Annotated in this window: 15 protein-coding genes; 5 read left to right on the top strand and 10 right to left on the bottom strand. The window is 63.3% G+C overall.

Annotation, left to right across the window (positions count from 1 at the left end; genetic code table 11):
• Positions 1 to 89 precede the first annotated feature (89 nt).
• From HS968_RS13745 to HS968_RS13780, 8 genes are all read right to left on the bottom strand, one after another.
• Positions 90 to 1,583 (bottom strand): efflux transporter outer membrane subunit, encoded by a 1,494-nt coding sequence (locus HS968_RS13745; RefSeq protein ID WP_182366431.1) that lies wholly within the window; start codon positions 1,581 to 1,583, stop codon positions 90 to 92.
• A complete protein-coding gene (locus HS968_RS13750) occupies positions 1,580 to 4,684 on the bottom strand; it encodes an efflux RND transporter permease subunit (protein ID WP_179624869.1) in 3,105 nt (1,034 codons plus the stop codon). The genes HS968_RS13745 and HS968_RS13750 overlap by 4 nt, the downstream gene beginning before the upstream one ends.
• Before the next feature lie 106 nt (positions 4,685 to 4,790).
• The gene (locus tag HS968_RS13755; RefSeq protein ID WP_182366434.1) at positions 4,791 to 7,883 is read right to left on the bottom strand and encodes an MdtB/MuxB family multidrug efflux RND transporter permease subunit; all 3,093 of its coding nucleotides are present in this window, start codon (positions 7,881 to 7,883) and stop codon (positions 4,791 to 4,793) included.
• The gene (locus HS968_RS13760; protein WP_182366436.1) at positions 7,880 to 9,115 is read right to left on the bottom strand and encodes an MdtA/MuxA family multidrug efflux RND transporter periplasmic adaptor subunit; all 1,236 of its coding nucleotides are present in this window, start codon (positions 9,113 to 9,115) and stop codon (positions 7,880 to 7,882) included. Before HS968_RS13760 ends, HS968_RS13755 begins: the two co-directional genes overlap by 4 nt.
• 222 nt (positions 9,116 to 9,337) lie before the next feature.
• On the bottom strand, positions 9,338 to 9,838 hold the full coding sequence (gene tpx, locus HS968_RS13765) for a thiol peroxidase (protein WP_182366438.1): 501 nt from the start codon (positions 9,836 to 9,838) through the stop codon (positions 9,338 to 9,340).
• A gap of 163 nt (positions 9,839 to 10,001) precedes the next feature.
• Complete coding sequence (locus HS968_RS13770; RefSeq protein WP_182366440.1) at positions 10,002 to 13,685, bottom strand: translocation/assembly module TamB domain-containing protein; 3,684 nt, start codon at positions 13,683 to 13,685, stop codon at positions 10,002 to 10,004.
• Complete coding sequence (locus tag HS968_RS13775; RefSeq protein ID WP_119691389.1) at positions 13,682 to 15,409, bottom strand: autotransporter assembly complex protein TamA; 1,728 nt, start codon at positions 15,407 to 15,409, stop codon at positions 13,682 to 13,684. Before HS968_RS13775 ends, HS968_RS13770 begins: the two co-directional genes overlap by 4 nt.
• Positions 15,410 to 15,621: 212 nt before the next feature.
• Positions 15,622 to 16,266 (bottom strand): GNAT family N-acetyltransferase, encoded by a 645-nt coding sequence (locus HS968_RS13780; protein WP_106740922.1) that lies wholly within the window; start codon positions 16,264 to 16,266, stop codon positions 15,622 to 15,624.
• Between the two features lie 166 nt (positions 16,267 to 16,432).
• Here HS968_RS13780 and xthA point away from each other — a divergent pair, with 166 nt between their 5' ends.
• From xthA to HS968_RS13800, 4 genes are all read left to right on the top strand, one after another.
• Positions 16,433 to 17,245: an exodeoxyribonuclease III gene (gene xthA, locus HS968_RS13785; RefSeq protein ID WP_119691391.1), complete on the top strand. Its 813-nt coding sequence runs from the start codon at positions 16,433 to 16,435 to the stop codon at positions 17,243 to 17,245.
• A 281-nt stretch (positions 17,246 to 17,526) separates the two neighbouring features.
• Entirely contained in the window at positions 17,527 to 18,909 is a 1,383-nt protein-coding gene (locus HS968_RS13790; RefSeq protein WP_182366442.1) for a substrate-binding domain-containing protein, read from the top strand.
• Positions 18,910 to 19,075: 166 nt separating this feature from the next.
• The gene (locus tag HS968_RS13795) at positions 19,076 to 20,059 is read left to right on the top strand and encodes a TerC family protein (RefSeq protein ID WP_119691393.1); all 984 of its coding nucleotides are present in this window, start codon (positions 19,076 to 19,078) and stop codon (positions 20,057 to 20,059) included.
• Positions 20,060 to 20,071: 12 nt separating this feature from the next.
• Entirely contained in the window at positions 20,072 to 20,230 is a 159-nt protein-coding gene (locus HS968_RS13800; protein ID WP_170965108.1) for a hypothetical protein, read from the top strand.
• 98 nt (positions 20,231 to 20,328) lie between these two features.
• On the opposite strand, the gene HS968_RS13805 is transcribed toward HS968_RS13800, so the two are convergent.
• The gene (locus HS968_RS13805; protein ID WP_182366444.1) at positions 20,329 to 21,558 is read right to left on the bottom strand and encodes an acyl-CoA dehydrogenase; all 1,230 of its coding nucleotides are present in this window, start codon (positions 21,556 to 21,558) and stop codon (positions 20,329 to 20,331) included.
• 162 nt (positions 21,559 to 21,720) lie between these two features.
• Here HS968_RS13805 and HS968_RS13810 point away from each other — a divergent pair, with 162 nt between their 5' ends.
• A complete protein-coding gene (locus HS968_RS13810; protein ID WP_106740908.1) occupies positions 21,721 to 22,650 on the top strand; it encodes a LysR family transcriptional regulator in 930 nt (309 codons plus the stop codon).
• A gap of 64 nt (positions 22,651 to 22,714) precedes the next feature.
• On the opposite strand, the gene HS968_RS13815 is transcribed toward HS968_RS13810, so the two are convergent.
• Positions 22,715 to 23,149 (bottom strand): DoxX family protein, encoded by a 435-nt coding sequence (locus HS968_RS13815; protein WP_106740906.1) that lies wholly within the window; start codon positions 23,147 to 23,149, stop codon positions 22,715 to 22,717.
• Between the last annotated feature and the right edge of the window lie 8 nt (positions 23,150 to 23,157).

A 23,157-nucleotide genomic window follows, 5' to 3' on the forward strand; every position in this document is an offset into this window, starting at 1 on the left:
CATCCCTGATGGCCAGTTGCGATTACTGAAAACGACGCAACGAATACTAACGGAAAAGTTAGCCTTGAGGTCAGGTAATGATGCGCTGACTAGCGAGTCTCTTTCTCACCCGTGGTAATCGCTGCCGGATCGTGCAATTGCTCCAACTGCCAGCCACCGCCAAGGGCCGCGATCAGTTGCACGCTGGCGGTCAGCCGGCTGCCGAGCAGGGTCAGGTTGGTGCGCTCATTGCTCAGCGCCGTGGCCTGCACGGTGACTACGCTGTTGTAGTCCACGGTGCCGGCGCGGTATTGGTTCTCGATCAGGCGCAGTGACTCGCGCGCCGCATCCAGCGCTTCCTGCTGGACACCACTCTCCTGCTCCAGCACGCGCAACTGCACCAGGTAGTCCTCGACCTCACGGAAGCTGTCCAGCACGGCCTGACGGTATTGCGCCACGGTCTGGTCGTAGGCGGCTTCGCTGCGCTCCAGCTCGGCACGGCGCGCACCGCCGTCGAACAGGGTCAGCGCCAGTTGCGGACCAAGCGACCAGAAGCGATTCGGCACTTCGATCCAATCGGCGAAGCTGCTGCCGCGGTAGCCGCCCGTGGCGGAAATGCTCAGATCAGGGAACCACGCGGCTTCGGCCACACCGATCTGCGCATTGGCGGCCATCACCCGACGCTCCGCTGCCGCGACGTCCGGGCGACGTTCGAGCAACTGCGACGGCAACGCCACAGGAACCGCCGGCAAGGTCGGCAGGCTTTCACGCGGAGCGATGGACAGTTCCGCCGGGCTGACGCCCACCAGCACGGCAATCGCATGTTCCAACTGCGCACGTTGCCACTGCAGATCGATGGCCTGCGCCTGGGTGCTCTTGAGCTGGGTAGTGGCCTGAGTCACGTCGGACTTGGGCACGATACCGGCCTTGTACTGGTTTTCGGTCAGCCGCAGGGAACGCTGGTAAGCCGCCACGGTGGCGTCGAGCAAACGCTTCTGCTCATCCAGAACACGCAGTTGCAGATAATTCTGCACCAGCTCGCTCTGCAGACTCAGGCGCGCGGCAGCGAGATCGGCTGCACTGGCGTCGAACTCGGCCCGGCTTGCCTCCAGACCCCGGCGCAGTTTGCCCCAAATATCCAGTTCCCAGGCCGCATTGAGGCTCAGGTCATAGCTCTTGGAGATGCGAGAGGCACTCGAACCACTGACGGCAACGCCATCGGAGGTTCTCAGCGTGCTATCGCCACCGCCCTGCCCGGCACGTGTCACTCCGGCGCTACCGGACAAGGTGGGATAGAAACTGGCCCGGGCGCTGCGCACCAAGGCACGCGCCTGACGATACTGGGCTTCGGCCGCAGCCAGGTTCTGGTTGGACACCTGCAGGCGCTCGGCCAATGCGTTCAACTCGGTGTCGCCATACAGCGCCCACCAGTTACCGCGCTCCAACGCGTCAGCCGGGGCCGCGGCCTTCCAGCCCTCGACCTGCTTGAACTGCGTAGGCGCCGCCAATTCGGGACGCTGATAGTCAGGCCCCAGGGCGCATCCGCCGAGGACGCCGACCAACAGCAGAGAGACGAGGGTTCGGGCAAAGGGAGCTCGATTCATAACGGGGTATCCAACGAAGCATCGGTACGCACGCCGCGCCAGCGATTGACGCGATGGCGCAGGCGGTCGAAGTAGAGATAGATCACCGGAGTGGTGTACAGGGTCAGCAACTGGCTGAGCACCAGGCCACCGACGATGGTAACGCCCAGCGGTTGGCGCATTTCCGAGCCTTCGGCGCTGCCCAGTACCAGCGGCAAGGCACCGAGAATGGCAGCCAGGGTGGTCATCAGGATCGGCCGGAAGCGCAGCAGACAGGCACGGCGGATCGACTCCTGCGGGCTCAGCTTTTCGCCACGCTCCAGTTGAAGGGCCAGATCGACCATCAGGATGGCGTTCTTCTTGACGATGCCGATCAGCAGGAACAGGCCCAGCAACGAGATCAGGCTGAACTCCATGCCCACCAGTTGCAGCGCCAGTAAAGCGCCGACGCCCGCCGATGGCAGGGTCGAGAGAATGGTCAGCGGGTGCACGTAGCTCTCATAGAGCACGCCAAGCACCAGATATACGACCACCAGCGCCAACAGGATCATCAGCGGCTGGTTGTCCTGCGCCTTCTGGAATGCTGCACCGGTGCCGCCCAGCGTGCCCTGCACCGCAGTGGGCAGGTTGAGTCGGGCGATGGCGGCGTCGATGGCGCGGGTGGCCTGATCCAGGCTCACACCTTCGGCCAGCGAAAAGCCGATGTTCTCCACGGCGAACTGGCCCTGGTGACTGACTCGGTCGTTCTCCAGGCTGCGCTCCCAGTGGGCGAAGGTCGACAACGGTACGCGCGCGCCCTCGTCGGTGATCAGCTGGATCTGGTTGAGCGCCTCAGGATGCTGGGCGTATTTGGGGTTGATCTCCATCACCACGCTGTACTGGTTCAGCGCCTCGTAGATGGTCGACACCTGGCGCTGGCTGAAGGCGTTGTTCAGCACCGCGGTGATCATATCCATGTCCACACCCAGGCGGCGCGCCGCCTCGCGGTCGACCACCAGACGAATCTGCTGCGCACCCTCGGTTTCCCGGGCGTCGATCCCGGTTAGCTCAGGCAGCGCACGCAGCGTATCGCGTACCTGCGGCAGCCAGGTGCGCAGCGCATCGAGGTCGTCGGACAGCAACATGTACTCGTTTTCCGAACTGCGGCCCTGGCGCCCGCCCATCTGCAGATCCTGATCCGGCATGAGGAACATGCGCCCGCCCGGCACCTTGGGCACGCTGGTACGCAGACGATTGATCACGTCCTGGGCGGAATCGCTGCGTTGGGCGATGGGTTTCAGGCGCACGATCATGAAGGCATTGTTGATGCCGCCGCTGCCGCCGATGAAACCGGCCACGCTTTCCACGGCCGGATCGGCCAGCACTGCGTTGCGGAAGATTTCCATCTTCGGCTGCATGACCTGAAACGACAGACCGTCATCACCACGGATGAAGCCGATCAATTGGCCGGTGTCCTGCTGCGGCATGAAGGTCTTGGGCACGCTGACGAACAGGTAGACGTTCAGGGCGATGGTGGCCAGGAAGCTCAGCAGCATCAGCAGCGAATGGCGCAGCGCCCAGTCCAGACTGCGACCGTAGAACGCCAGCACACGATTTTGCAGGCGGTCACCCCACTGCTGCAGGCGCCCGCGCGACTGCTCGTCCTCGGCTTTGAGCCAACGCGCGCAGAGCATCGGCGTCAGCGTCAGCGACACCAGCAGGGAAATGACCACAGCCACCGCCAGGGTCAGCGAGAACTCGCGGAACAGCCGCTCGATGATGCCGCCCATGAACAGGATAGAGACGAACACTGCCACCAGCGACAGGTTCATCGACAGCAACGTGAAGCCCACTTCGCGGGTGCCCTTGAACGCCGCCTGCATCGGTGTCTCGCCGTTCTGGATATGCCGGGAGATGTTCTCCAGCACCACGATGGCGTCGTCCACCACCAGGCCGGTAGCGATGATCAGCGCCATCAGCGACAGGTTGTTGAGCGAAAAACCCAGCAGGTACATGGCGGCGAAGCTTCCGATCAGCGATACCGGCACCGCCAGCGCCGGGATCAGCGCAGCGCGCCAGCGACCGAGGAAGGCCAGTACCACCAGGATCACCAGCCCCACCGCGATCAGCAGGGTTTGCTCGGCCTCATGCAAGGTGGCACGGATCACCGGCGAGCGATCCATGGCCACTTCCAGTTCGACGCTGGCCGGGATCACTTCGCGCAGCGCCGGCAACTCGGCGCGGATGTCGCTGATGGTCTGCAAGATATTCGCCCCGCTCTGCCGGTTGATCACCAGCAGCACCGACTCCTTGTCGTTGTAGAAACCGCTGTTGTAGCGGTCTTCAACGCCATCGGTGACGGTCGCCACGTCGCCCAAACGCACCGCAGCGCCATCCTGGTAGCGAATGATCATCGGGATGTAGTCGGCGGCCTTGGCCAACTGGTCGCTGGCCTGCACCTGCCAGCGGCGCTGATCGTCTTCTACCGCCCCCTTGGGCTTGAGGGCGTTACTGGCGGAGATGGCCTGGCGCACTTCGTCGAGGGCGATGCCGTACTGGTCGAGCAGGCGCGGCTCCAGCGCCACGCGCACGGCCGGCAATGAACTGCCGCCGACCTGCACCTCACCGACGCCGGTGACCTGCGACAGCTTCTGCGCCAGGATGGTCGACGCCACGTCGTAGAGCTGGCCCTTGTTCAGAGTGTCGCTGGTCAGCGAAATGACCATGATCGGCGCTTGCGACGGGTTGATCTTGCGGTAGCTGGGCATGGTGCGCATGCCGCTGGGCAACAGCTCGCGCGCGGCGTTGATCGCCGCCTGTACCTCACGGGCCGCGGTGTTGATGTCCTTGTTCAGGTCGAACTCGACCATGATCCGCGTGCTGCCCTGGCTGCTATTGCTGTTCATCTGGTTGACGCCAGCGATGCTGCCCAGCGAACGCTCCAAAGGCGTGGCCACGGTTGCCGCCATGATCTGCGGGCTAGCACCGGGCAGGTTGGCCTGCACGGTGATCACCGGGAAATCCATGTTCGGCAGCGGCGATACCGGCAACAGGCCGAAACTGACCCCGCCGAGCAGCATGATCGCCAGGCTCAGCAACAGAGTCGCCACCGGGCGACGGATGAAGGGGGCGGACAGGTTCATGCGTGATTGGCCCTGCCAAGGCTTCGCCAATCCTGTAGGAGTGGCTTCAGCCGCGAACAGGTCGGTGCAGGATATTCGCGGCTGAAGCCGCTCCTACGCTGGGAGCTCATACCGCCACCCCAGCCGCGCTACGCCCGCTGACACGGCGTGACAGACGGTCGAAGTACAGGTAGATCACCGGCGTGGTGAACAGTGTCAGCACCTGGCTGACCAGCAGGCCGCCAACCATCACCAGACCCAGTGGCTGGCGCAATTCCGCGCCAGAGCCCGAAGCCAGCATCAGCGGCACCGCACCGAACAGTGCGGCCAGGGTGGTCATCAGGATCGGTCGGAAGCGCAGCAACGCCGCCTGGTAGATCGCCGCCTCCGGTGCCATGCCCTGATGACGCTCGGCCTCCAGGGCGAAATCGATCATCATGATGGCGTTCTTCTTGACGATACCGATCAGCAGGATGATGCCGATGATCGCGATCAGGCCCAGGTCGTTGCCGGTCAAGAGCAGCGCCAGCAAGGCGCCGACGCCCGCCGACGGCAGCGTGGAGAGAATGGTGATCGGGTGGATGTAGCTCTCGTAGAGCACGCCGAGCACGATGTACATGGTGACGATGGCTGCCAGGATCAGCAGCAGCGTCGAGGACAGTGACGCGCGGAAGGCCTCGGCAGCGCCCTGGAACTGCGTGTCGATCGCACCGGGCAGACCGATGTCAGCCTCCACCTGCTCGATCACCGCCACCGCCTCGCCCAGCGATACGCCGGGCGCCAGGTTGAACGACAGGGTCACCGCCGGGAACTGGCCGATATGGTTGATTAGCAGGCTGGCCGGGCGCTCCTCGATGTGCGCCAGCGATGACAGCGGCACCTGACCGCCTTCAGCGGTAGCGACGTGAATCTGCCCCAGCGCGGCCATGCCGATACGCCCGCCGTCGCGGCTCTCCAGCACTACACGGTACTGGCTGGCCTGGGTGTAGATGGTGCTGATCTGACGCTGACCGAAGGCGTCGTACAGCGCGTCGTCGATGGTGCTGACTCTCACGCCCAGGCGCGATGCGGCGTCGCGGTCGATCTGCAGATACACCTGCAGGCCACGGTTCTGCAGGTCGCTGGCCACATCGGTCAGCTCTGGCTGCTCGCGCAGGGCCTCGACCAGGCGTGGCGTCCACTCTTCCAGCAAGGCGCTTTCCGGCGACTCCAGGGTGAACTGGAATTGCGTGCGGCTGATGCGGTCTTCGATGGTCAGATCCTGCACCGGCTGCATGTACAGCTCGATGCCGGGAATGCGTGCCAGCTCGGGACGCAGGCGGTCGATCACCTCGCTCGCCGTCACGTCGCGCTCGGCGTGCGGCTTGAGGTTGATCAGCAGGCGGCCGCTATTGAGCGTCGGGTTGTCGCCGTCCACGCCAATCGCAGACGACAGGCTGGCCACCGCCGGATCACGCAGGATCACATCGGCCAGGCGCTGCTGGCGCTCGCTCATGGCGCTGAAGGAAATCGACTGCGGCGCCTCGGAAATGCCCTGGATCACCCCGGTGTCCTGCACAGGGAAGAAGCCCTTGGGGACGGCCAGGTACAGCAGCACGGTCAGGCCCATGGTGGCGATGGCCACCAGCAGGGTCAGCGGCTGGTGACGCAATACCCACTGCAACCACACGCCATAGCGTTCGATCATACGGTCGATCACGCCACCGGCCGCGTGGTAGAAGCGCCCTTCCGACTCGGACTTTTCAGCCTTGAGCAGGCGCGCGCACATCATGGGCGTCAGCGTCAGCGATACCACCAGGGAAATCATGATCGCCACCGCCAGGGTGATGGCGAACTCACGGAACAATCGCCCCACCACATCGGCCATGAACAGCAGCGGGATCAGTACGGCGATCAGCGACAGGGTCAGCGACACCAGAGTGAAACCGATCTGCCGCGCGCCCTTGAGCGCAGCGTTGAACGGCGTTTCGCCCTCCTCCAGATGGCGGGCGATGTTCTCCAGCATGACGATGGCATCGTCCACCACGAAACCGGTGGCGATGGTCAGCGCCATCAGCGTCAGGTTGTTGATGGTGAAACCGGCCAGGTACATCACGGCGAAGGTGCCGATCAGCGACAGTGGCACCACCACCGAAGGAATGATGGTCGCCGACAGCTTGCGCAGGAACAGGAAGGTCACCAGCACCACCAGGGTGATGGCCAGCAGCAACTCGTGCTGCACGTCGCGCACGGCGGCGCGGATGGTCTGGGTGCGGTCGGTGAGCACCTTGACCTCGACGCTGGCCGGCAGGCTTTCGGTCAGGTGCGGTAGCAGGGCCTGGATGCGGTCGACCACGTCGATGACGTTGGCGCCGGGCTGACGCTGCACATTGACCAGCACCGCCTGGTTACGGTCGGCCCAGGCGGCCAGGCGCTCGTTCTCGGCGCCGTCGACGATGTCGGCGACATCCTTCAGGCGCAGCGCAGCGCCATTCTCGTAGCTGAGGATCAGCTCGCGGTATTCCTCGACCGAGCGCAACTGGTCGTTGGCGTCGAGCTGTGAGACGCGGGTTGGCCCATCGAAGTTGCCCTTGGGCTGGTTGACGTTGCTGGCGGTGATCAGGCTGCGCACGTCCGCCAGGCTCAGGCCATAGGCCGCCAGGGCCTCGGGATTGACGCGAATGCGCACGGCAGGCCGCTGGCCGCCAGCCAGAGTGACCAAGCCAACACCGCTGGTTTGCGCCAGTTTCTGCGCCAGGCGGGTATCGACCAGGTCGTTGACCTGCGGCAGCGGCAGGCTCTTGGAGCTGACCGCCAGAGTCAGCACCGGCGTGTCGGCCGGGTTGACCTTGTTGTACACCGGCGGCGCAGGCAGATCATTGGGCAGCAGGTTGCTTGCCGCGTTGATCGCTGCCTGCACTTCCTGCTCGGCCACCGCCAACGACACTTCCAGATTGAAGCGCAGGGTGATCACCGAGGCGCCGCCTGAACTGGTCGAGGACATTTGTTTGAGGCCGGCCATCTGCCCGAACTGGCGCTCCAGCGGCGCGGTGACCGCGCTGGTCATCACATCCGGGCTGGCGCCTGGATACAGGGTGAGCACGCGAATGGTCGGGTAATCCACCTCCGGCAACGCCGAGATCGGCAACAGGCGGTAGGCGATCAGGCCGCTGAGGAAGATCGCCACCATCAACAGCGTGGTGGCGACCGGCCGCAGGATGAACGGGCGGGAGATGTTCATGCGTCAGTCCGCGGACTGCCGGCGCGCTTGCTGCTGTCAGGCGCTGCGTTTGGCGTCGGCTGCTCAGCCTGGCTGGGGTCAATCACTTCGACCTCGGCGCCGTCGCGCAGGCGGTCGGAGCCTTCCAGCACCAGGCGTTCGCCCGGCTGCACGCCCTCCTCGACCAGCGTGTCTTCGCCGTTGCTGGCGGCAGCATTGACCAGGCGGATGCTGACCTTGTTCTCGCCATCGACCACATAGACGAAGGTGCCGCGATTACCGAACTGCAGCGACGATGACGGAATGATGGTAGCCGCCTCGCGGGTTTCCACGCGCAGGCGCACGTTGACGAACTGGTTGGGGAACAACATCTGCTCGGCATTCTCGAAACGCGCCTTGAGCTTGACCGTACCGGTGGTGGTGTCGATCTGGTTGTCGAGGCTTTCCAGCACGCCGTCAGCCAGTTTCAGGCGTTCGCCGCGATCCCAGGCTTCTACCTGCAGCGTCACGTCGTTGCGCACACGCTTGAGCACGGCGGGCAGGTCACCCTCGGGAATGGTGAAGATCACCGAAATCGGATCGGTCTGGGTGATCACCACCAGTGGCGTGGTATCACCGCTGCTGACCAGGTTACCGACGTCCAGCTGACGCAGGCCCAGGCGGCCGCTGATAGGTGCGCGAATCTGGGTGAAATCGAGGTTGAGCTTGGCGGTCGCGACATCCGCCTGATTGCTCTTGATACTGCCACGATACTGGTTGACCAGCGCACGCTGGGTGTCGAGCGTCTGCTTGGCGATGCTGTCTTCGGCGTACAGGCCTTCATAGCGGGAAAGATCCAGTTCGGCGTTCTTCAGTTGCGCCTGGTTCTCCTGCAGCGCGCCCTGCGCCTGCTGCAACGCCACTTCATAGGAACGCGGGTCGATCACTGCCAGCAGGTCACCGGCCTTGACCTGCTGGCCTTCAGTGAACAGCACCTTGACCAGCTCGCCATCGACCCGCGAGCGTACGTTGACGGTGTTGTAGGCCGTCACCGTACCCAGCGCTTTCAGTTCGATGGCGAAATCCGCCTGTCTGACTTCAGCCACCCGTACCGGCGTTGGCCCCATGTCGCCAAAGCGACCACGCCCGGTCTGTTGCGATTGCGGCGCACTCGGCCAGAACCACCACAGCAACAGGAACAGTACGGCGAGCAGGGTCAGGCCGATCAGCCATTGGCGGGAGGTCTTGGCAGAGGTCGCAGAGGCATTGGACATGGCGGAAAACGAGTCACTTCTTTAGGGAGTCGGAACGATAAGCACTGGCCGGTGGCAAGCAAAGTCTATTTACCGGCTTTTTACTCTCTTCTTACGTAACTAACTGTTTGGATCAGCGAACAATTTAGGGCAGGCAAGAGACTGTCACGGTGTACACGGCGTTCGCCGGGGCGCACAAATAAAAACGGCCTGCTAGGCAGGCCGTCTGTTTTTACTTGCCGCTTACTTGAGCACGGCCAGCGCTGCTGCGTAGTTCGGCTCGTCAGCGATTTCGCCGACCAGCTCGCTGTGCAGCACCTTGTCGTTCTCGTCCAGCACCACCACGGCACGGGCAGCCAGGCCGGTGAGCGGGCCGCTGGCGATGGCCACGCCGTAGTTCTTGAGGAAGTCGGCGCCACGCAGGGTCGACAGATTGACCACGTTTTCCAGACCTTCGGCGCCGCAGAAACGCGCCTGGGCGAACGGCAGGTCAGCGGAGATGCACAGCACCACGGTGTTTTCCAGCTGGCTGGCCTCGGCGTTGAACTTGCGCACGGAGGTGGCGCAGGTCGGGGTGTCGACGCTCGGGAAGATGTTCAGCACCTTGCGCTTGCCGGCCAGGCTGGCCAGGGTGACGTCGCTCAGGTTGCCAGCGACCAGGCTGAAAGCCGGAGCCTGTTGGCCTGCGCTCGGCAGTTGACCATCGACCTGCACCGGGTTGCCTTTGAGGGTGACTTGCGCCATGGGAGTTTCCTTATCGTTCAGGGAGTTGAAGGGCAAATATGTGACACGGGTTTCACCGAGATGAAGAGCCCATCGAATGGCAGGTCACGGCCCGACCATGCATCCAGCCTAGCGCAGAAGCGCGGCCGATACACCTGAGGCCGTGTAGGGATATAGCGCATGTTCAAAAGTCCCGGCGGTAGAACAGATCCAGCGAACTGGCCAGGCCACTGGCAGCTTCCAGATACAGGCGCCGGCTGAGCATGTAGCGCAGCGCGATGGTATTGGCCGGTTCGAACACCCCGACGCCATAACGCAGGCTCAGGCGTTCGGTGATGTTGCCGCTGGCCACGACACTGGTGGTCACGCCACTGCCTTCGGTATCGAGCTGAAAGTCCTGAATGCCCAGACTGTTGGCCAGGCTGGTGGTCAACGACGAACTGCCGGCCAGACCGAGCGCCAGTGCGGCCTGGCCGAGCATGTTGTTGTCACCGCTGCTCTGCCCCAGCGGACGGCCGAGCACCAGATAGGACAGCGCCTGTTCCTGGCTCATAGTCGGCTCAGCGAATACCGTGGTCGTGGGCTGCTCGGCGCTGCCGGAAAGGCGAATGCCTGCGACGACGTTGTCGACCCGGCGAATGGCTTCGACATCGAGGAACGGTTGGTCGATGGGGCCGGTGAACAACAAGCGCGCCCGGCGGATGGTCAGACGCTGGCCATAGGCGCGGTAGCGACCATTGACCAGATCCAGCTCACCGCGGGTATCGAGGTCATCGCCGATATGCATACGGCCGCGCAAATCCGCAGTCAGGCCAAACCCGCTGAACGCCAGTTTGTCCTGGCCGACTTCGACGTCGACATCCATGGCGATGCCCATGCCCTGCTCCGCCGCCGGCGCTTCACGTCCGACTACGCGCGCATCGTTGGACAGTTTTACCGTGGAAGGCGGCAACTCTCGCACGCTGATCAGCCCACGCGGCACAGCGACCTTGCCCTTGACCGCCAGGTGCTCGGCGCGCAATTGCAGTTGCAGATCCGGTTCCACCTCAAGCTCGGCATAGGGCTCGACCTTCACCGGCAGACGCTGCCCCTGCAGGCTCATATCCCCCACCAGCCCCTCGCTCCAGTTCAGCTCGCCCTTCAGGTTGCCACGTCCCTGCTCGCCGCTGCGCCAGTCACCCGACAGCTGTACCTGCTCACCGGCGATCAGCGCCTGTAATTGCAGCGCTTCCAGGCTGACCGGCAATTCGCTGCCGGACAGCTCGCCCCCCTCCAGGCGCAACTGGCCGTTGATCTGCGGCGCCAACAGGTGACCGGCGATATTGCCACTGCCCTGCAAGCGCCCTTCGAGCTTGTCGGCCATCGGCACGAACGGACGCAGCACGGCCAGATCGAAACCGCTCAGGCGAAACTCGCCATTGACCGGTTTGTTTTGCGGACGCGGATCGATCTGCGCCTGCAACGTCAGCTCACCCATGCCGGCGCTGACGAAACGCAGCTCACTGTCCACCCGTTGTGGTCGCAAGGTGCTGTCCAGACGCAGGCTGTCGTAGGGGAAATCGTGCCACTGCTCCTCGTCCGGCTGACGAATGCGCAAGGTACCTGCCCCGGCATCGAGCAGGATGCGTCCATTGGGGCCGCTGTCCGGCAGATCGAGCTTGAGCTGGCCGTCCAGGCGCCCTTGCCAGGCGAAATCATCAGGCAGCCAGGGTTGCAGGCTGGCCAGGGGGAAGTTTTCCAGGCGCCAGTCCAGAGACGGCTGAGGCATCAGACGCTGCTGCGCACCACACAAGCTGGCATCGCCGGATCGCCAGCAATGCGCGCCCAGATTCATCCGGCCACTGGCCAGGCGCTCCAGACTCGCCGCCTGCTGCAACTGCCAGTCCTGTCCGCCGCTCTGGATACGGCCACTGGCGATGCGTCCGCGCCAGTCGCCCTGCTCGCTGAGCGTGCCATCGACCGCCAACGCCAGTTGCAACAATGGCCCTTGCAGACTCAACTCCAGCGCCTGCCGGCGCAGGTCACCACTGCCATCGACCTGCAGACGGCCCAGGTAGGTGTCGCCCACACGGATACCGCGCAGATTCAGGCCGATTCGTGCCTGCTGGCGGGCATCGAGCGTCGCGTCGAGTTGCAACCTGCGCAGACTGGGATCACCGAACGCCAGGCGTTCGCCGCTGAGCGCCAGTTGCCCCTGCGGTGCCTGCAGTGTGCCGGCCAGCGAAAGCTGGCCCTGCATCTGCCCCTGCAAGCCAGGCCAGAGCTGCCCCAGGCGCGGTAGCGCCAGTTCCAGTTGGCCACGCAAGCGCTGATCGAGCGCGCCCTGGCCACTGATCCGGTTGTCGCCCAGGCGCACCAGCAGGCGCGCCAGTTGCCACTGCTCACCGGCGCCAGTGCCCTGCACTTGCAACTGCGCGGGTTGACCGCGCAGGCGCCCGTTCAGGTCGATGTCGACCTGCGCCTGTAACGCCCCGTCATCGAAACGGCCCGAGGTATTCAGCGGTCCCCCGAGGTTACCGGGCATCTCCGCCAGCCAGTATCCAGGGTCGAGCTCGCTAAGCTGCAACATGGCCTGCCAGTCGATGCCGTCGGCAAAACCCAGTTTGACCACGCCCTCGGCGCGCCCCTGGCCCGCGACCAGTTGCAGCTGCGGCAGACTCACCTGGCCCAGATCACCACTGACCGGGCTGCTCAGGCTGAAATCCCCCGCCGGCCCCTGCAACTGGGCGGCGAAATTGCCCAGGTAGTTGCCGTCGCTGTAGCTGACCTCCGCCTGCAGCTGATGCAAGGCCACGGGCGGCGGTGCCTCCAGTGGATAGAGGCGCTGCCAGGGAAAGGCCAGCCAGTCCAGTTTCGCATCGGCCTGAAACGCTTCGCTCCAGGCAAGTGCGCCGGTGAGCTGCAGATACTGCTGTTGCTCGGCCTCGATACGCAGCCATTCGATATCAGCGCCTTTGGAGTCCACCCGCCCGCTTAGCGTCAGCGGCATCGGGGCCTGTTCGGCTGGCAGACTGGCAGTGCCCTCGAGGCGATAGCCCGCGGCCAGATCGCCCTTGGCCTGCACTGTCAGGTCTTGCAGATCCAGCGTCTGTGGCAAGGCGCTGCTGGCCTGGAAACGCCGGCTGGTCAGACGCAGCTCGGCTGGCAGATGCTCGGCCAGCGCCTGCACCTGCCCTTCGAGGCGAGCATCGAGATAGCCACTGCTATCGGCCTCGAGCTTGAGGCTGCGCTGCAACTCCCCACCGACCTGCAGCACTACCTGCCAGGCCTTGCCGTCGACTTCCGGTAGTTGCAGGCGGCCACTCAGGGCCAGCGGCCAATCGCCCTGCGGCGTCAGCTGGCCGCTGACATCCAGGCTCAGGTCATCGCGCTGCAAGGCCAGGCGCTGCAGTTGCACGCCCTGCTCGTTCCAACTGGCGACCAGTTCGAGATCGCTTAGCTGCGTCTGGCCATCCAGGCGCAGTTCGCCCAGTTGAATATCGCCCAACTGCAGACGCAGCGGCAGTTTCAGGTTCGGCAGGCTCAACGGCTCTGCGCTGGACTCGCCACTTTCCGGCAGGGTCACGGCCACCTGCTGCAGATGCAGACGATCCAGGCACAGCGTCAGGCGTAACAGGCATGATGGTGACCAGGCCATGTCGGGTTGCTGCAGCTCTACCCGCATCTCGTCCTGCTGCCAGAGCAGCGTATCGGCCTGCCAGGCGCCACCGAGACGGCCATTGAAGTTGTCGACCTGCAAGCCAGGCACCTGCGCCAACAGCCATCGGCTGCCACCCTGGGTACCCAGCACCAGCCAGAGCACGGCGCCAAGCAGCAGCGCCAGGCTCAACAGGCCGATGGCCAACCCTTTCAGCAGGCGCCGCGTCATAGCTCCGGCCCCATGGAGAAGTGCAGGCGTACACCGCCGTCGTCGTCCAACGCATGGGCCAGATCCAGGCGCAGCGGGCCAACCGGTGAAACCCAGCGCACGCCGAAACCGACACCGGTTTTCAAGGTGGGGATATCCAGCGAATTGAATGCGTTGCCCTGGTCGATAAAGGTCGCCAGGCGCCATTTGTCAGTCAGGCTGTACTGGTATTCAGCGCTGGCGGCGAACAGATAACGACCACCGATCTTGTCACCACGGTTGTTCTCCGGCGACAGGCTCTGATAGTCGTAGCCGCGCACGCTCTGATCACCACCGGCGAAGAAGCGCAGAGAAGGCGGCACGGAGGAGAAACCGTTGGTCTCGGTGCCACCGAACTGCACCCGGCCGAGGACGCGATGGTTGCTGAAAAAGGTGGTCAGGCCCTTGAGCATGACGTTGCCGTGCAGCACGTTGGCATCGGACAACACGCCATCCACTGCTCCGGCCAGATCGAACTGCACCCGATAGCCTTCGTTCGGATCGAGGCGGTTATCGCTGCGCAGTAACGAATAGCTGACGCCCGGCATCAGCAAGGTGCTGAGCCCGGAGTCATCGCCCAGGCGATATTCCTCACGCTGCCATTTGACCGACAGTACCCGCTGCCAGCCACCAGCACGCTGGCTATGCCACTCCGGGCCAACGGTCAGCAGGCGGCTGAGGCTGTCCTTGCTGGCCAGTTCTTCGTACTGATAGCCGCCGGCCAGGCGCAACTTGTCGGTCAAAGGCGGATCACCGGGGATGTCGTACCACAGGCCGACGTTCTGCCGCGGCGCCGATAGCTCGGTTTCCACGCCGTAGCTGTGGCCCTGCGGGTTCCGCCAGTGGCGCGTCCAGTTGGCACGCAGGCGTGGCCCGACATCGGTGGAGAAACCAAGGCCCAGCCCCATCGTGCGCGGTTCGCGGGTCTGCAGCGCGACTGCAACGGGAATGCGCAACTGGTCAGCCTGGGTGGGAATGGCATCGACCCGCACCGACTCGAAATAGCCACTGGACTGCAAGGCCTGGTACAGCTCGGCGATCAGCTCGGAGTCATAGGGCGTATCGGCCTTGAACGGCACCATACGCCGCAACAAATCCTCATCGAAGGGGAAGTCGCCGCTGAAGGCGATATCGCCCAGGCTGTAGCGCGGCCCACTGACGAATACCAGGTCGATATCGGCCACGCCTGCAGTTGGGTCGATCTCCAGGCTCTGCTGGGAAAAACGCCCATCGAAGAAGCCGTAACGCGAGGCCTGGTTCTGGATCAATCGCTTGGCATCTTCGTAACGCCCATGATTGAGCACCGAGCCCGGTTGCAGGCGACTGGCATTGGGCACCCGAAAGGCCGACAGCTCACTGGCCGGGCCTTCGATGCGGATGTTCACATTGCGCAGACGCACGCGCTCGCCAGGTTCGACCTCGAGCACCAGGCGCGGTGTTTCACCTTCCTCGATGCGACTGCGGATACGCGCCTGGTAATACCCCAACGCCTGCGCGGCCTTGTCCGCCTCGCTTTCGGCAATGCGGCGCAGACGGCGTAGGGCCTGCGCATCACGGCCATCGAGGCTCCCGACGTAACCTTCGATATTGGCCTTAAGCGCCGAATTGCTCGGGGTGACTCGCACGTCCAGCTCGCCTGCGGCAAGGGCACCAGTACTGATCAGCAGCAGTGCAAGGCTGCGCTGCAAATGTCCATATACACTCATGGCCGGGGATGCTACCACGGAGCGAAGCGCGCGCTAGAAGCTTCGCGCCATGTGCAGACAGCCGGAGTTCAGAATCTGTTCACGATCTTGCGAGCTAGAGAGACGCAAGGCAAAAACAGACGAGAAAGCACAGTTTACGAGTTGTAAATGAGCATTTCCGAGTCTGTTTTTAACGCAGCAGCTCCGACGCGCAGCTGATCGTGAACAGATTCTCAGGCGCTGGCGCGCACCACAGGCTGTGGATTGGGGTGGAAAAACACGTGCTCCACCACCGGGCCGATGGCCAGCTCGCCGACCTCCTCGTAACCCTGGCGCCGGTAGAACTCCAGGTAGCGCGAGTTGCCGGTGTCCAGCACCACGCCTTGCGAGCCGGAATCCTCGGCGCACCAATCGTGCAGGGCCTCGAGCAACTGTTCGCCGCGATGCTGGCCCTGGAACTCGGGATGAATGCCCAGCAAGGGCAGCACGTGATAGGGGCCGGGCGGCAGGCAGGCGAGCACGGCATCGTGGTACTCGAGATAGCGCTTGGTGCAGCGAAAACCGGTGCTCAGCAGCATGCGCAGGCGCCAACTCCAGCTCTCGGTGATGTCCAGCCGGCGCTGCGGCGGCGCGATCAAGGCAGCGCCGATCAGGCGGTCATCGATCAGCAGACCGATGGCCGGCAGATCCTCGTCGAAATGCCGCTGCACCAGCTCCCGGATGGTCGCCCGTACGCGCTGGTCGAACCCGGCGCGCTCGGCCTCGAACAGGTAGGCGAAAGTCGGTTCATGACGGTAGGCGTGATAGAGCAGCGAGCGCACTTCGCGGGCATAACCACCGTCGAGCATACGAATTTCGGCAGGAGCGTTGTGGGGCATGGCGAACCTCTGTTGTTATCGTTTTCAGAATGTGCGCAGAGTCTGCTGCGCGTCGGCCATACAGCGTTACAGGCAACTTAGCACCCCTGCCTTCTGGCTGCCAGGCGCTGGTCGCCGGCGCGACGGATCGGCTAGCATCGCCTTTTCGTCCCAGAATCCGCCGCCCATGAAAATCGTCTCGTTCAATATCAATGGCCTGCGTGCCCGCCCTCACCAACTGCAAGCACTGATCGAAAAGCACCAGCCGGACGTGATCGGCCTGCAGGAAACCAAGGTGGCCGATGAGCAGTTTCCGGAAGCGGAAATCCGCCAGCTCGGTTATCACGTGCACTACCACGGTCAGAAAGGTCACTACGGCGTCGCCCTGCTCTCGCGCCAGGAACCGCTGAGCCTGCACAAGGGCTTTCCCGGCGATGCAGAAGACGCCCAGCGCCGCTTCATCTACGGCACCTTCGCCGACGCACACGGCAACCCGGTCACCGTGATGAATGGCTATTTCCCTCAAGGTGAAAGCCGTGACCACCCGGTGAAGTTCCCGGCCAAGCAACGCTTCTATGCCGACCTGCAACAACTGCTGGTGGAACGCTTCGACCCGCAGCAAGCTCTGGTGGTGATGGGTGACATCAACATCAGCCCCGAGGACTGCGACATCGGCATCGGCGAGCCCAACCGCCTGCGCTGGCTGAAAACCGGCAAATGCAGCTTCCTGCCGGAAGAGCGCGAATGGCTGGCGACCTTGAAGAACTGGGGCCTGGTCGATAGCTTCCGCCACCTGCACCCAGAGGTGAACGACCGTTTCAGCTGGTTCGATTACCGCAGCCGCGGTTTCGAGGACGAGCCCAAGCGCGGCCTGCGCATCGATGTGATCCTCGCCAGCCAGCCGCTGCAGGCACGTCTCAAGGATGCCGGCATCGACTATGACCTGCGTGGCATGGACAAGCCATCGGATCATGCCCCTATCTGGCTGGAACTGGCCTGAGAACCGGTTAAAAGTCTGCTGCGCGTCGGCCATGCTGCGTTGAAATCAAGCTGGAACGCCAGCCGCTCAAATGCTCATTTACAGCTCGTAAACTCGAATGTGAGCCCTTTGCGTTCTTCGCTTGATTCGCGGGACTACCACCGGTATTGCCAGGCTCTAGCTCGCGAGACTTTGAACAGGTTCTGAGCAGCCACGAGGCGCAACGCCTCGTCATATCCCTGCAACCTGACTGACTTAATCTGCGCGGCACTTTCCCTCACCCATCAGAAGGTGCCTGCCGCATGCCGCGCGCTTCGTCCGCTGTCGACCGCGACCTTTGGAGTCGCACCCTGTCCCTGCTGCTTCTGGGCTTCATCTGCTATGCCCTGCCCCTGTCGGTGCTCGCTGCCCTGCCCGCTTCACAGAACGGTCAACCGGTGTTGCGCATCCAGGGCTCCAACACCATCGGCGCCAAGCTTGGCCCGGAGCTGGTCAAAGGGCTGTTAGAAGCTCAGGGCCTGCATGACATCCAGATCCAGGACGGCAGCCGCGACAACGAACAACGCGTGCTGGCACGCCAGGCCGACGGTCGTCTGGTGATGATCGAGGTCGCGGCGCACGGCTCAGGTACGGGATTTACCTCGCTCAAGGAGGGCACTGCCGATCTCGCCGCCTCCTCGCGCCCGATCAAGGACGCCGAAGTCGCCAGCCTCAAGACTCTCGGCGACATGCGCAGCTCGCAGGCCGAACAGATCATCGCCATCGATGGCCTGGCAATCACCCTGCACCCCAGCAACCCCATCGCGGCACTGAGCGTGGCGCAGGTCGCCCAGCTGTTCTCCGGGGAGGTCAATGACTGGTCGGCACTCGGCGGCAAGCCCGGCGCGGTTCGCCTGTATGCGCGCGATGACAATTCCGGTACCTACGACACCTTCAAGGAACTGGTGCTGGCACCCGCGGGCCGCGCCCTGGCGGCAACAGCCCAGCGCTTCGAGTCCAGCACCCAGCTTTCCGATGCCGTCAGTAGCGACCCGAACGGCATCGGTTTCATCGGTCTGCCCTATGTTCGTCAGGCAAAAGCCGTGGCCATCGCCGCAGGCGATTCGCAGCCAATGCCTCCCAGCACCACACTGATCGCAACCGAGGATTACCCGCTGTCGCGGCGCCTGTTTCTGTACAACCAGCCGCAGCTGGACAACGCCTGGGCCCGCGCCCTGATCGACTTCGCCCACAGCCCGCGCGGCCAGGCTATCGTCGAGCGCAGCGGTTTCATCGCCCAGACCGTGCAAGCAGTGCAGGTCACCGCCGACGCGAAGATGCCAGCCGATTACCGCCAACTGGCCGAACAGGCGCAAAGATTGTCGGTTAACTTCCGCTTCCAGGAGGGCAGCGCGACGCTGGACAACAAGGCTCATCGCGATCTGGGTCGTGTACTGGACTACCTCCGGCAACATGACAAGCTGCAAGGCAAGGTGGTGCTGGTCGGGTTTGGCGATCCGAAGAGCGACCCACAACGCGCCGAGCTGCTGTCGAAACTACGCGCCATGGCCGTGCGCCGCGAGCTGGCCAAGCAAGGCGTATTGCCACGCGAGGTCACCGGCCTCGGTGACGAGCTGCCGGTCGCCGCCAATAGCGAAGACAACGGGCGCATTCGCAATCGCCGCGTCGAAGTCTGGGTTTACTGAACCTGCCGCTGTGGCGCGCCCTCACGTCGCTGGGGCTTGGCAGAATGACAAAGCGGCGTTAGCCTTTGCAGCGCGTGACGCCGGGCCCCTCTGGCGGTGAGTTTCTCACCGTGATGTCGGAGTCACTGAGTCGAATATCAACTCAGGCAGACATAAGGGAGGGCTCATGGACGCTCTACTTGCCTTTTTCACCACTTCGTACTTCGGTACACCCGGCTGGTTCTGGCTAGCCTTTCTGGTACTCATCCTCACCCTGCTGATCCTGGATCTTGGCGTCCTGCATCGCGATCAACACGAAATCGAGATGCGCGAAAGCCTGCTGCTTTACAGCGGTTATTTCAGCGTGGGCGTGGCCTTCGGCGGCTGGATCTGGTGGCAGCTCGGCGCCACCAAGGCCATGGAGTACTACACGGGATTTCTCGTCGAACAGTCGCTGTCGATGGACAACGTGTTCGTCATGGCGATGATCCTCGGTTACTTCAATATCCCGCGCAAATACCAGCACCGCGTGCTGTTCTGGGGCATCCTCGGGGTCATCGTCCTGCGCGCCATCATGATCGGTCTGGGAACGGCCCTGGTGCAGGAATTCGAGTGGATTCTGTACATCTTCGGCGCCTTCCTGCTGTTCAGCGGCATCAAGATGCTGCGCAGTGGCGATGAGGAATCGCACCCGGATCTGGCGCAGAACCCGATGATCCGCTTTGTGCGCCGGCATATCCGCGTCACCGACGACATGCACGAGGGCCGCTTTCTCGTACGCATCAAGGACAAGGTCAGCGGCAAGCCACTGCTCTATGCCACCCCGCTGCTGCTGGCGCTGGTGCTGATCGAGCTGGCCGACCTGGTATTCGCCGTCGACAGCGTGCCGGCGGTACTGGCCATCTCCCAGGATCCGTTCATCGTCTATACCTCGAACATCTTCGCCATTCTCGGTCTGCGCGCCCTGTACTTCGCCCTGGCGGCACTGATGCACCGCTTCATTTACCTGAAGTACGCTCTGGCGCTGGTACTGATGTACATCGGTGGCAAAATCTTCCTGCACGACCTGGTCAAGGTTCCGGCCCTGCTGTCGCTGGCCGTGACGATCGGCCTGCTCGCTGGCGGCGTGATCCTGTCGCTGATCAAGACCCGCGACCAGAAACCGGCCTAGCAGGGAGAGGCGATGCCCGACGTGCGCATAGAGCTCATCGAGCGACAAGGCCAGAAGCTTTGGCAAGTGCGCGTCGGGCGTCGTGCCCTGACCTTCCGCGAAGAGCAGGCCGCCCGCACCTTTGCCGCCCAGTTGCATGCGCGATTGAGCTGGCTGGCAGAAGGCAGGTAGCCGCAGGCAGCGCCGCATAACCGACTCAGGCGCAGCAAGCTCCACCTGGAAAAACCAAGGCCCGCATATGCGGGCCTTGGTTTTTCTGGCAGTAGCGATCAGCGGCTGGCTTTCATCACATCACGCGGCACGTACTTGCCGATCTCGTACTTGCCGATGGCTGCGCGGTGCACTTCGTCCGGGCCGTCGGCCAGACGCAGGGTACGCTGCATGGCGTACCAGTAGGCCAGCGGGAAGTCATTGGAGACCCCGGCACCACCGTGCATCTGGATTGCCCGGTCGATCACCTTGAGTGCGACGTTGGGTGCGACCACCTTGATCTGGGCGATTTCACTGGCGGCGATCTTGTTGCCCACGGTATCCATCATGTAGGCCGCATTGAGTGTCAGCAGGCGTGCCTGATTGATCTCCATGCGCGAGTCGGCGATATGGTCGATGTTGCCACCAAGGCGTGCCAGCGGCTTGCCAAAGGCTGTACGCGAAATCGCACGTTTGCACATCAGTTCCAAGGCACGCTCAGCCATGCCGATCGAGCGCATGCAGTGGTGAATGCGGCCTGGGCCGAGGCGCCCCTGAGCGATTTCGAAACCACGCCCCTCACCCAGCAACACGCTCTCGTACGGTACGCGTACGTTCTCGAACAGCACTTCGGCGTGGCCATGTGGCGCGTCGTCATAGCCGAATACCGGCAGCGGACGCAGCACGGTGACACCCGGTGCATCCATCGGCACCAGGATCATCGAATGCTGCTGGTGGCGCGGCGCATCCGGATTGGTCAGGCCCATGAAGATCATCACCTTGCAGCGCGGATCGCAGGCACCGGATGTCCACCATTTGCGGCCATTGATCACCCACTCATCACCTTCACGGCGAGCGTTGGCCTGCATGTTGGTGGCATCGGACGAGGCTACACCCGGCTCGGTCATGGCGAACGCAGAGCGGATCTCGCCGGACAGCAGCGGCTCCAGCCATTGCTGCTTCTGCGCCTCGTTGCCATAGCGCACCAGCACTTCCATGTTGCCGGTATCGGGCGCGGCGCAGTTGAACGGCTCCGGGCCGATCAAGGAGCGACCCATGATCTCGGCCAGCGGCGCGTATTCGGTATTGCTCAGGCCGGCACCATAGTCCGACTCGGGCAGGAACAGGTTCCACAGGCCTTCTGCCTTGGCCTTGTTCTTCAGCTCTTCCATGATTGCCGTCGGCTGCCAGCGATCACCTTCGGCTACCTGCTGCTCGAATACCGCTTCAGCCGGGTAGACGTGCGCTTCCATGAATGCCGTGACGCGTTCGCGCAGCTCTTGAACCTTGGGGGAATAAGCGAAATTCATCGGGCTACCTTCTGACGGGGCTGTGTATAACAAGAGGGTGTGAGGTTGTGGAAATGATGCTAGAACAGCGCTTAAGATTTATCGAACCTATTTTCAGCGTGTATGAACATTCATAACCGATATATGATCGACTGATATCGACGCCCCTGGAGCACTGCCGGCATGAACCTGACCAAGGTGGATCTCAACCTCTTCATCGTCTTCGACGCCATCTACACCGAGGCCAATCTGACCCGTGCCGGACAGATCGTCGGCATTACCCAGCCAGCCGTTTCCAACGCCCTCGCCCGCCTGCGCGAAACCTTCAACGACCCGCTGTTCGTGCGCACCGCCCAAGGCATGGTGCCAACGCCCATGGCGCAGAACATCATCGGTCCGGTGCGCAACGCCTTGCAGCTGCTGCGCGTGTCGGTACAGGAAAGCCGTACCTTCAACCCGCAGCAGGCGAACAAGACCTACCGCATCAGCATGACCGACCTCTCCGAGCAGATTCTTCTGCCGCCGCTTTTTCAGCGTCTGCGCCGCCAGGCCCCGAACGTGTGCATCGAGAGTTTTCTGGCCAAGCGTCGCGAAACCACCAAGGAACTGGCCGCTGGCCGCCTGGATTTCGCCGTCGATGCGCCGCTGAACACCGACCCGCAGGTTCGCCACGTCAAGTTGCTGGATGATCGCTACGTTTGCGCCATGCGCCCCGGCCACCCACTGGCCAAGGAAAAGATCAGCCTCGACGAATACCTGTCACTGACTCACATCCACATCTCTAGCCGTCGTAGCGGCCTCGGCTACGTCGACCTGGCGCTGGGCAAGATGGGCATTCAGCGCAAGATCGCCCTACGCTCGCAGCACTATCTGATGGCCAGCAGCGTGATGCTGCAGACCGATATGGTGATGACCGTGCCGGAGCGTTTTGCCCGTCGCCATAACCTGCACCATGTGACGCTGCCGGTCGGCGACGTGCCGGCACTGGAAACCCATCTGTACTGGCACGAGAGCACGGATCAAGACCCGGCCAACCGCTGGATGCGCGAACAGATGATCGAGCTGGCCCAACAGGTTGCCGCTCAGGAGAAGAAGGCCGAACAAGCGGCGTGAGTGAAAGGCTGTAAATGCAACAAGGCCCGCAAATGCGGGCCTTGTTGTTTTCGCGGAAGCGGGATCAGCGGGCAAGCTTACTATCGACCGACAGCTTGCCAGCACCTTCGAATACCAGGGCGATGCTGATGGCCAGCAGTGCCAGAGCGAATTCGTAGCCGTTGTTGCTCATGAAGAAACCATTGGCCAGGTGCACGGTGAAGATGGCCACCAGCATGGTCACTGCCAGCACCGCCGCAGCCGGGCGCACCAGCAGACCGATGATCAGCGCCACACCACCGAAGAACTCGGCGCTACCGGCCATCAGCGCCATCAGGTAGCCCGGCGCCAGGCCGATGCTTTCCATCCATTGGGCAACCCCTGCCAGACCATAACCACCGAACCAGCCGAACAGCTTCTGCGAGCCATGGGCGGCGAAGGTGATACCGGCGATGATGCGCAGTACGGTAATGCCGAAACCGGCTTGGCTAGCGGTAATGCTCTTGATCAGGTTGTTCATTTGCAAGG

The sequence above is a fragment of the Pseudomonas berkeleyensis genome, assembly GCF_014109765.1.
Classification (GTDB): Bacteria; Pseudomonadota; Gammaproteobacteria; order Pseudomonadales; family Pseudomonadaceae; genus Aquipseudomonas; species Aquipseudomonas berkeleyensis.

Bases quoted from the DNA above. Each gene is read 5' to 3' on its own strand.
- xthA (WP_119691391.1), top strand. From the start codon at position 16,433: ATGAAAATCGTCTCGTTCAATATCAATGGCCTGCGTGCCCGCCCTCAC.
- HS968_RS13800 (WP_170965108.1), top strand. From the start codon at position 20,072: ATGCCCGACGTGCGCATAGAGCTCATCGAGCGACAAGGCCAGAAGCTT.
- tpx (WP_182366438.1), bottom strand. From the start codon at position 9,838: ATGGCGCAAGTCACCCTCAAAGGCAACCCGGTGCAGGTCGATGGTCAA.
- HS968_RS13775 (WP_119691389.1), bottom strand. From the start codon at position 15,409: ATGAGTGTATATGGACATTTGCAGCGCAGCCTTGCACTGCTGCTGATC.
- HS968_RS13815 (WP_106740906.1), bottom strand. From the start codon at position 23,149: ATGAACAACCTGATCAAGAGCATTACCGCTAGCCAAGCCGGTTTCGGC.
- HS968_RS13755 (WP_182366434.1), bottom strand. From the start codon at position 7,883: ATGAACATCTCCCGCCCGTTCATCCTGCGGCCGGTCGCCACCACGCTG.
- HS968_RS13780 (WP_106740922.1), bottom strand. From the start codon at position 16,266: ATGCCCCACAACGCTCCTGCCGAAATTCGTATGCTCGACGGTGGTTAT.
- HS968_RS13790 (WP_182366442.1), top strand. From the start codon at position 17,527: ATGCCGCGCGCTTCGTCCGCTGTCGACCGCGACCTTTGGAGTCGCACC.
- HS968_RS13760 (WP_182366436.1), bottom strand. From the start codon at position 9,115: ATGTCCAATGCCTCTGCGACCTCTGCCAAGACCTCCCGCCAATGGCTG.
- HS968_RS13745 (WP_182366431.1), bottom strand. From the start codon at position 1,583: ATGAATCGAGCTCCCTTTGCCCGAACCCTCGTCTCTCTGCTGTTGGTC.
- HS968_RS13795 (WP_119691393.1), top strand. From the start codon at position 19,076: ATGGACGCTCTACTTGCCTTTTTCACCACTTCGTACTTCGGTACACCC.
- HS968_RS13750 (WP_179624869.1), bottom strand. From the start codon at position 4,684: ATGAACCTGTCCGCCCCCTTCATCCGTCGCCCGGTGGCGACTCTGTTG.
- HS968_RS13805 (WP_182366444.1), bottom strand. From the start codon at position 21,558: ATGAATTTCGCTTATTCCCCCAAGGTTCAAGAGCTGCGCGAACGCGTC.
- HS968_RS13810 (WP_106740908.1), top strand. From the start codon at position 21,721: ATGAACCTGACCAAGGTGGATCTCAACCTCTTCATCGTCTTCGACGCC.
- HS968_RS13770 (WP_182366440.1), bottom strand. From the start codon at position 13,685: ATGACGCGGCGCCTGCTGAAAGGGTTGGCCATCGGCCTGTTGAGCCTG.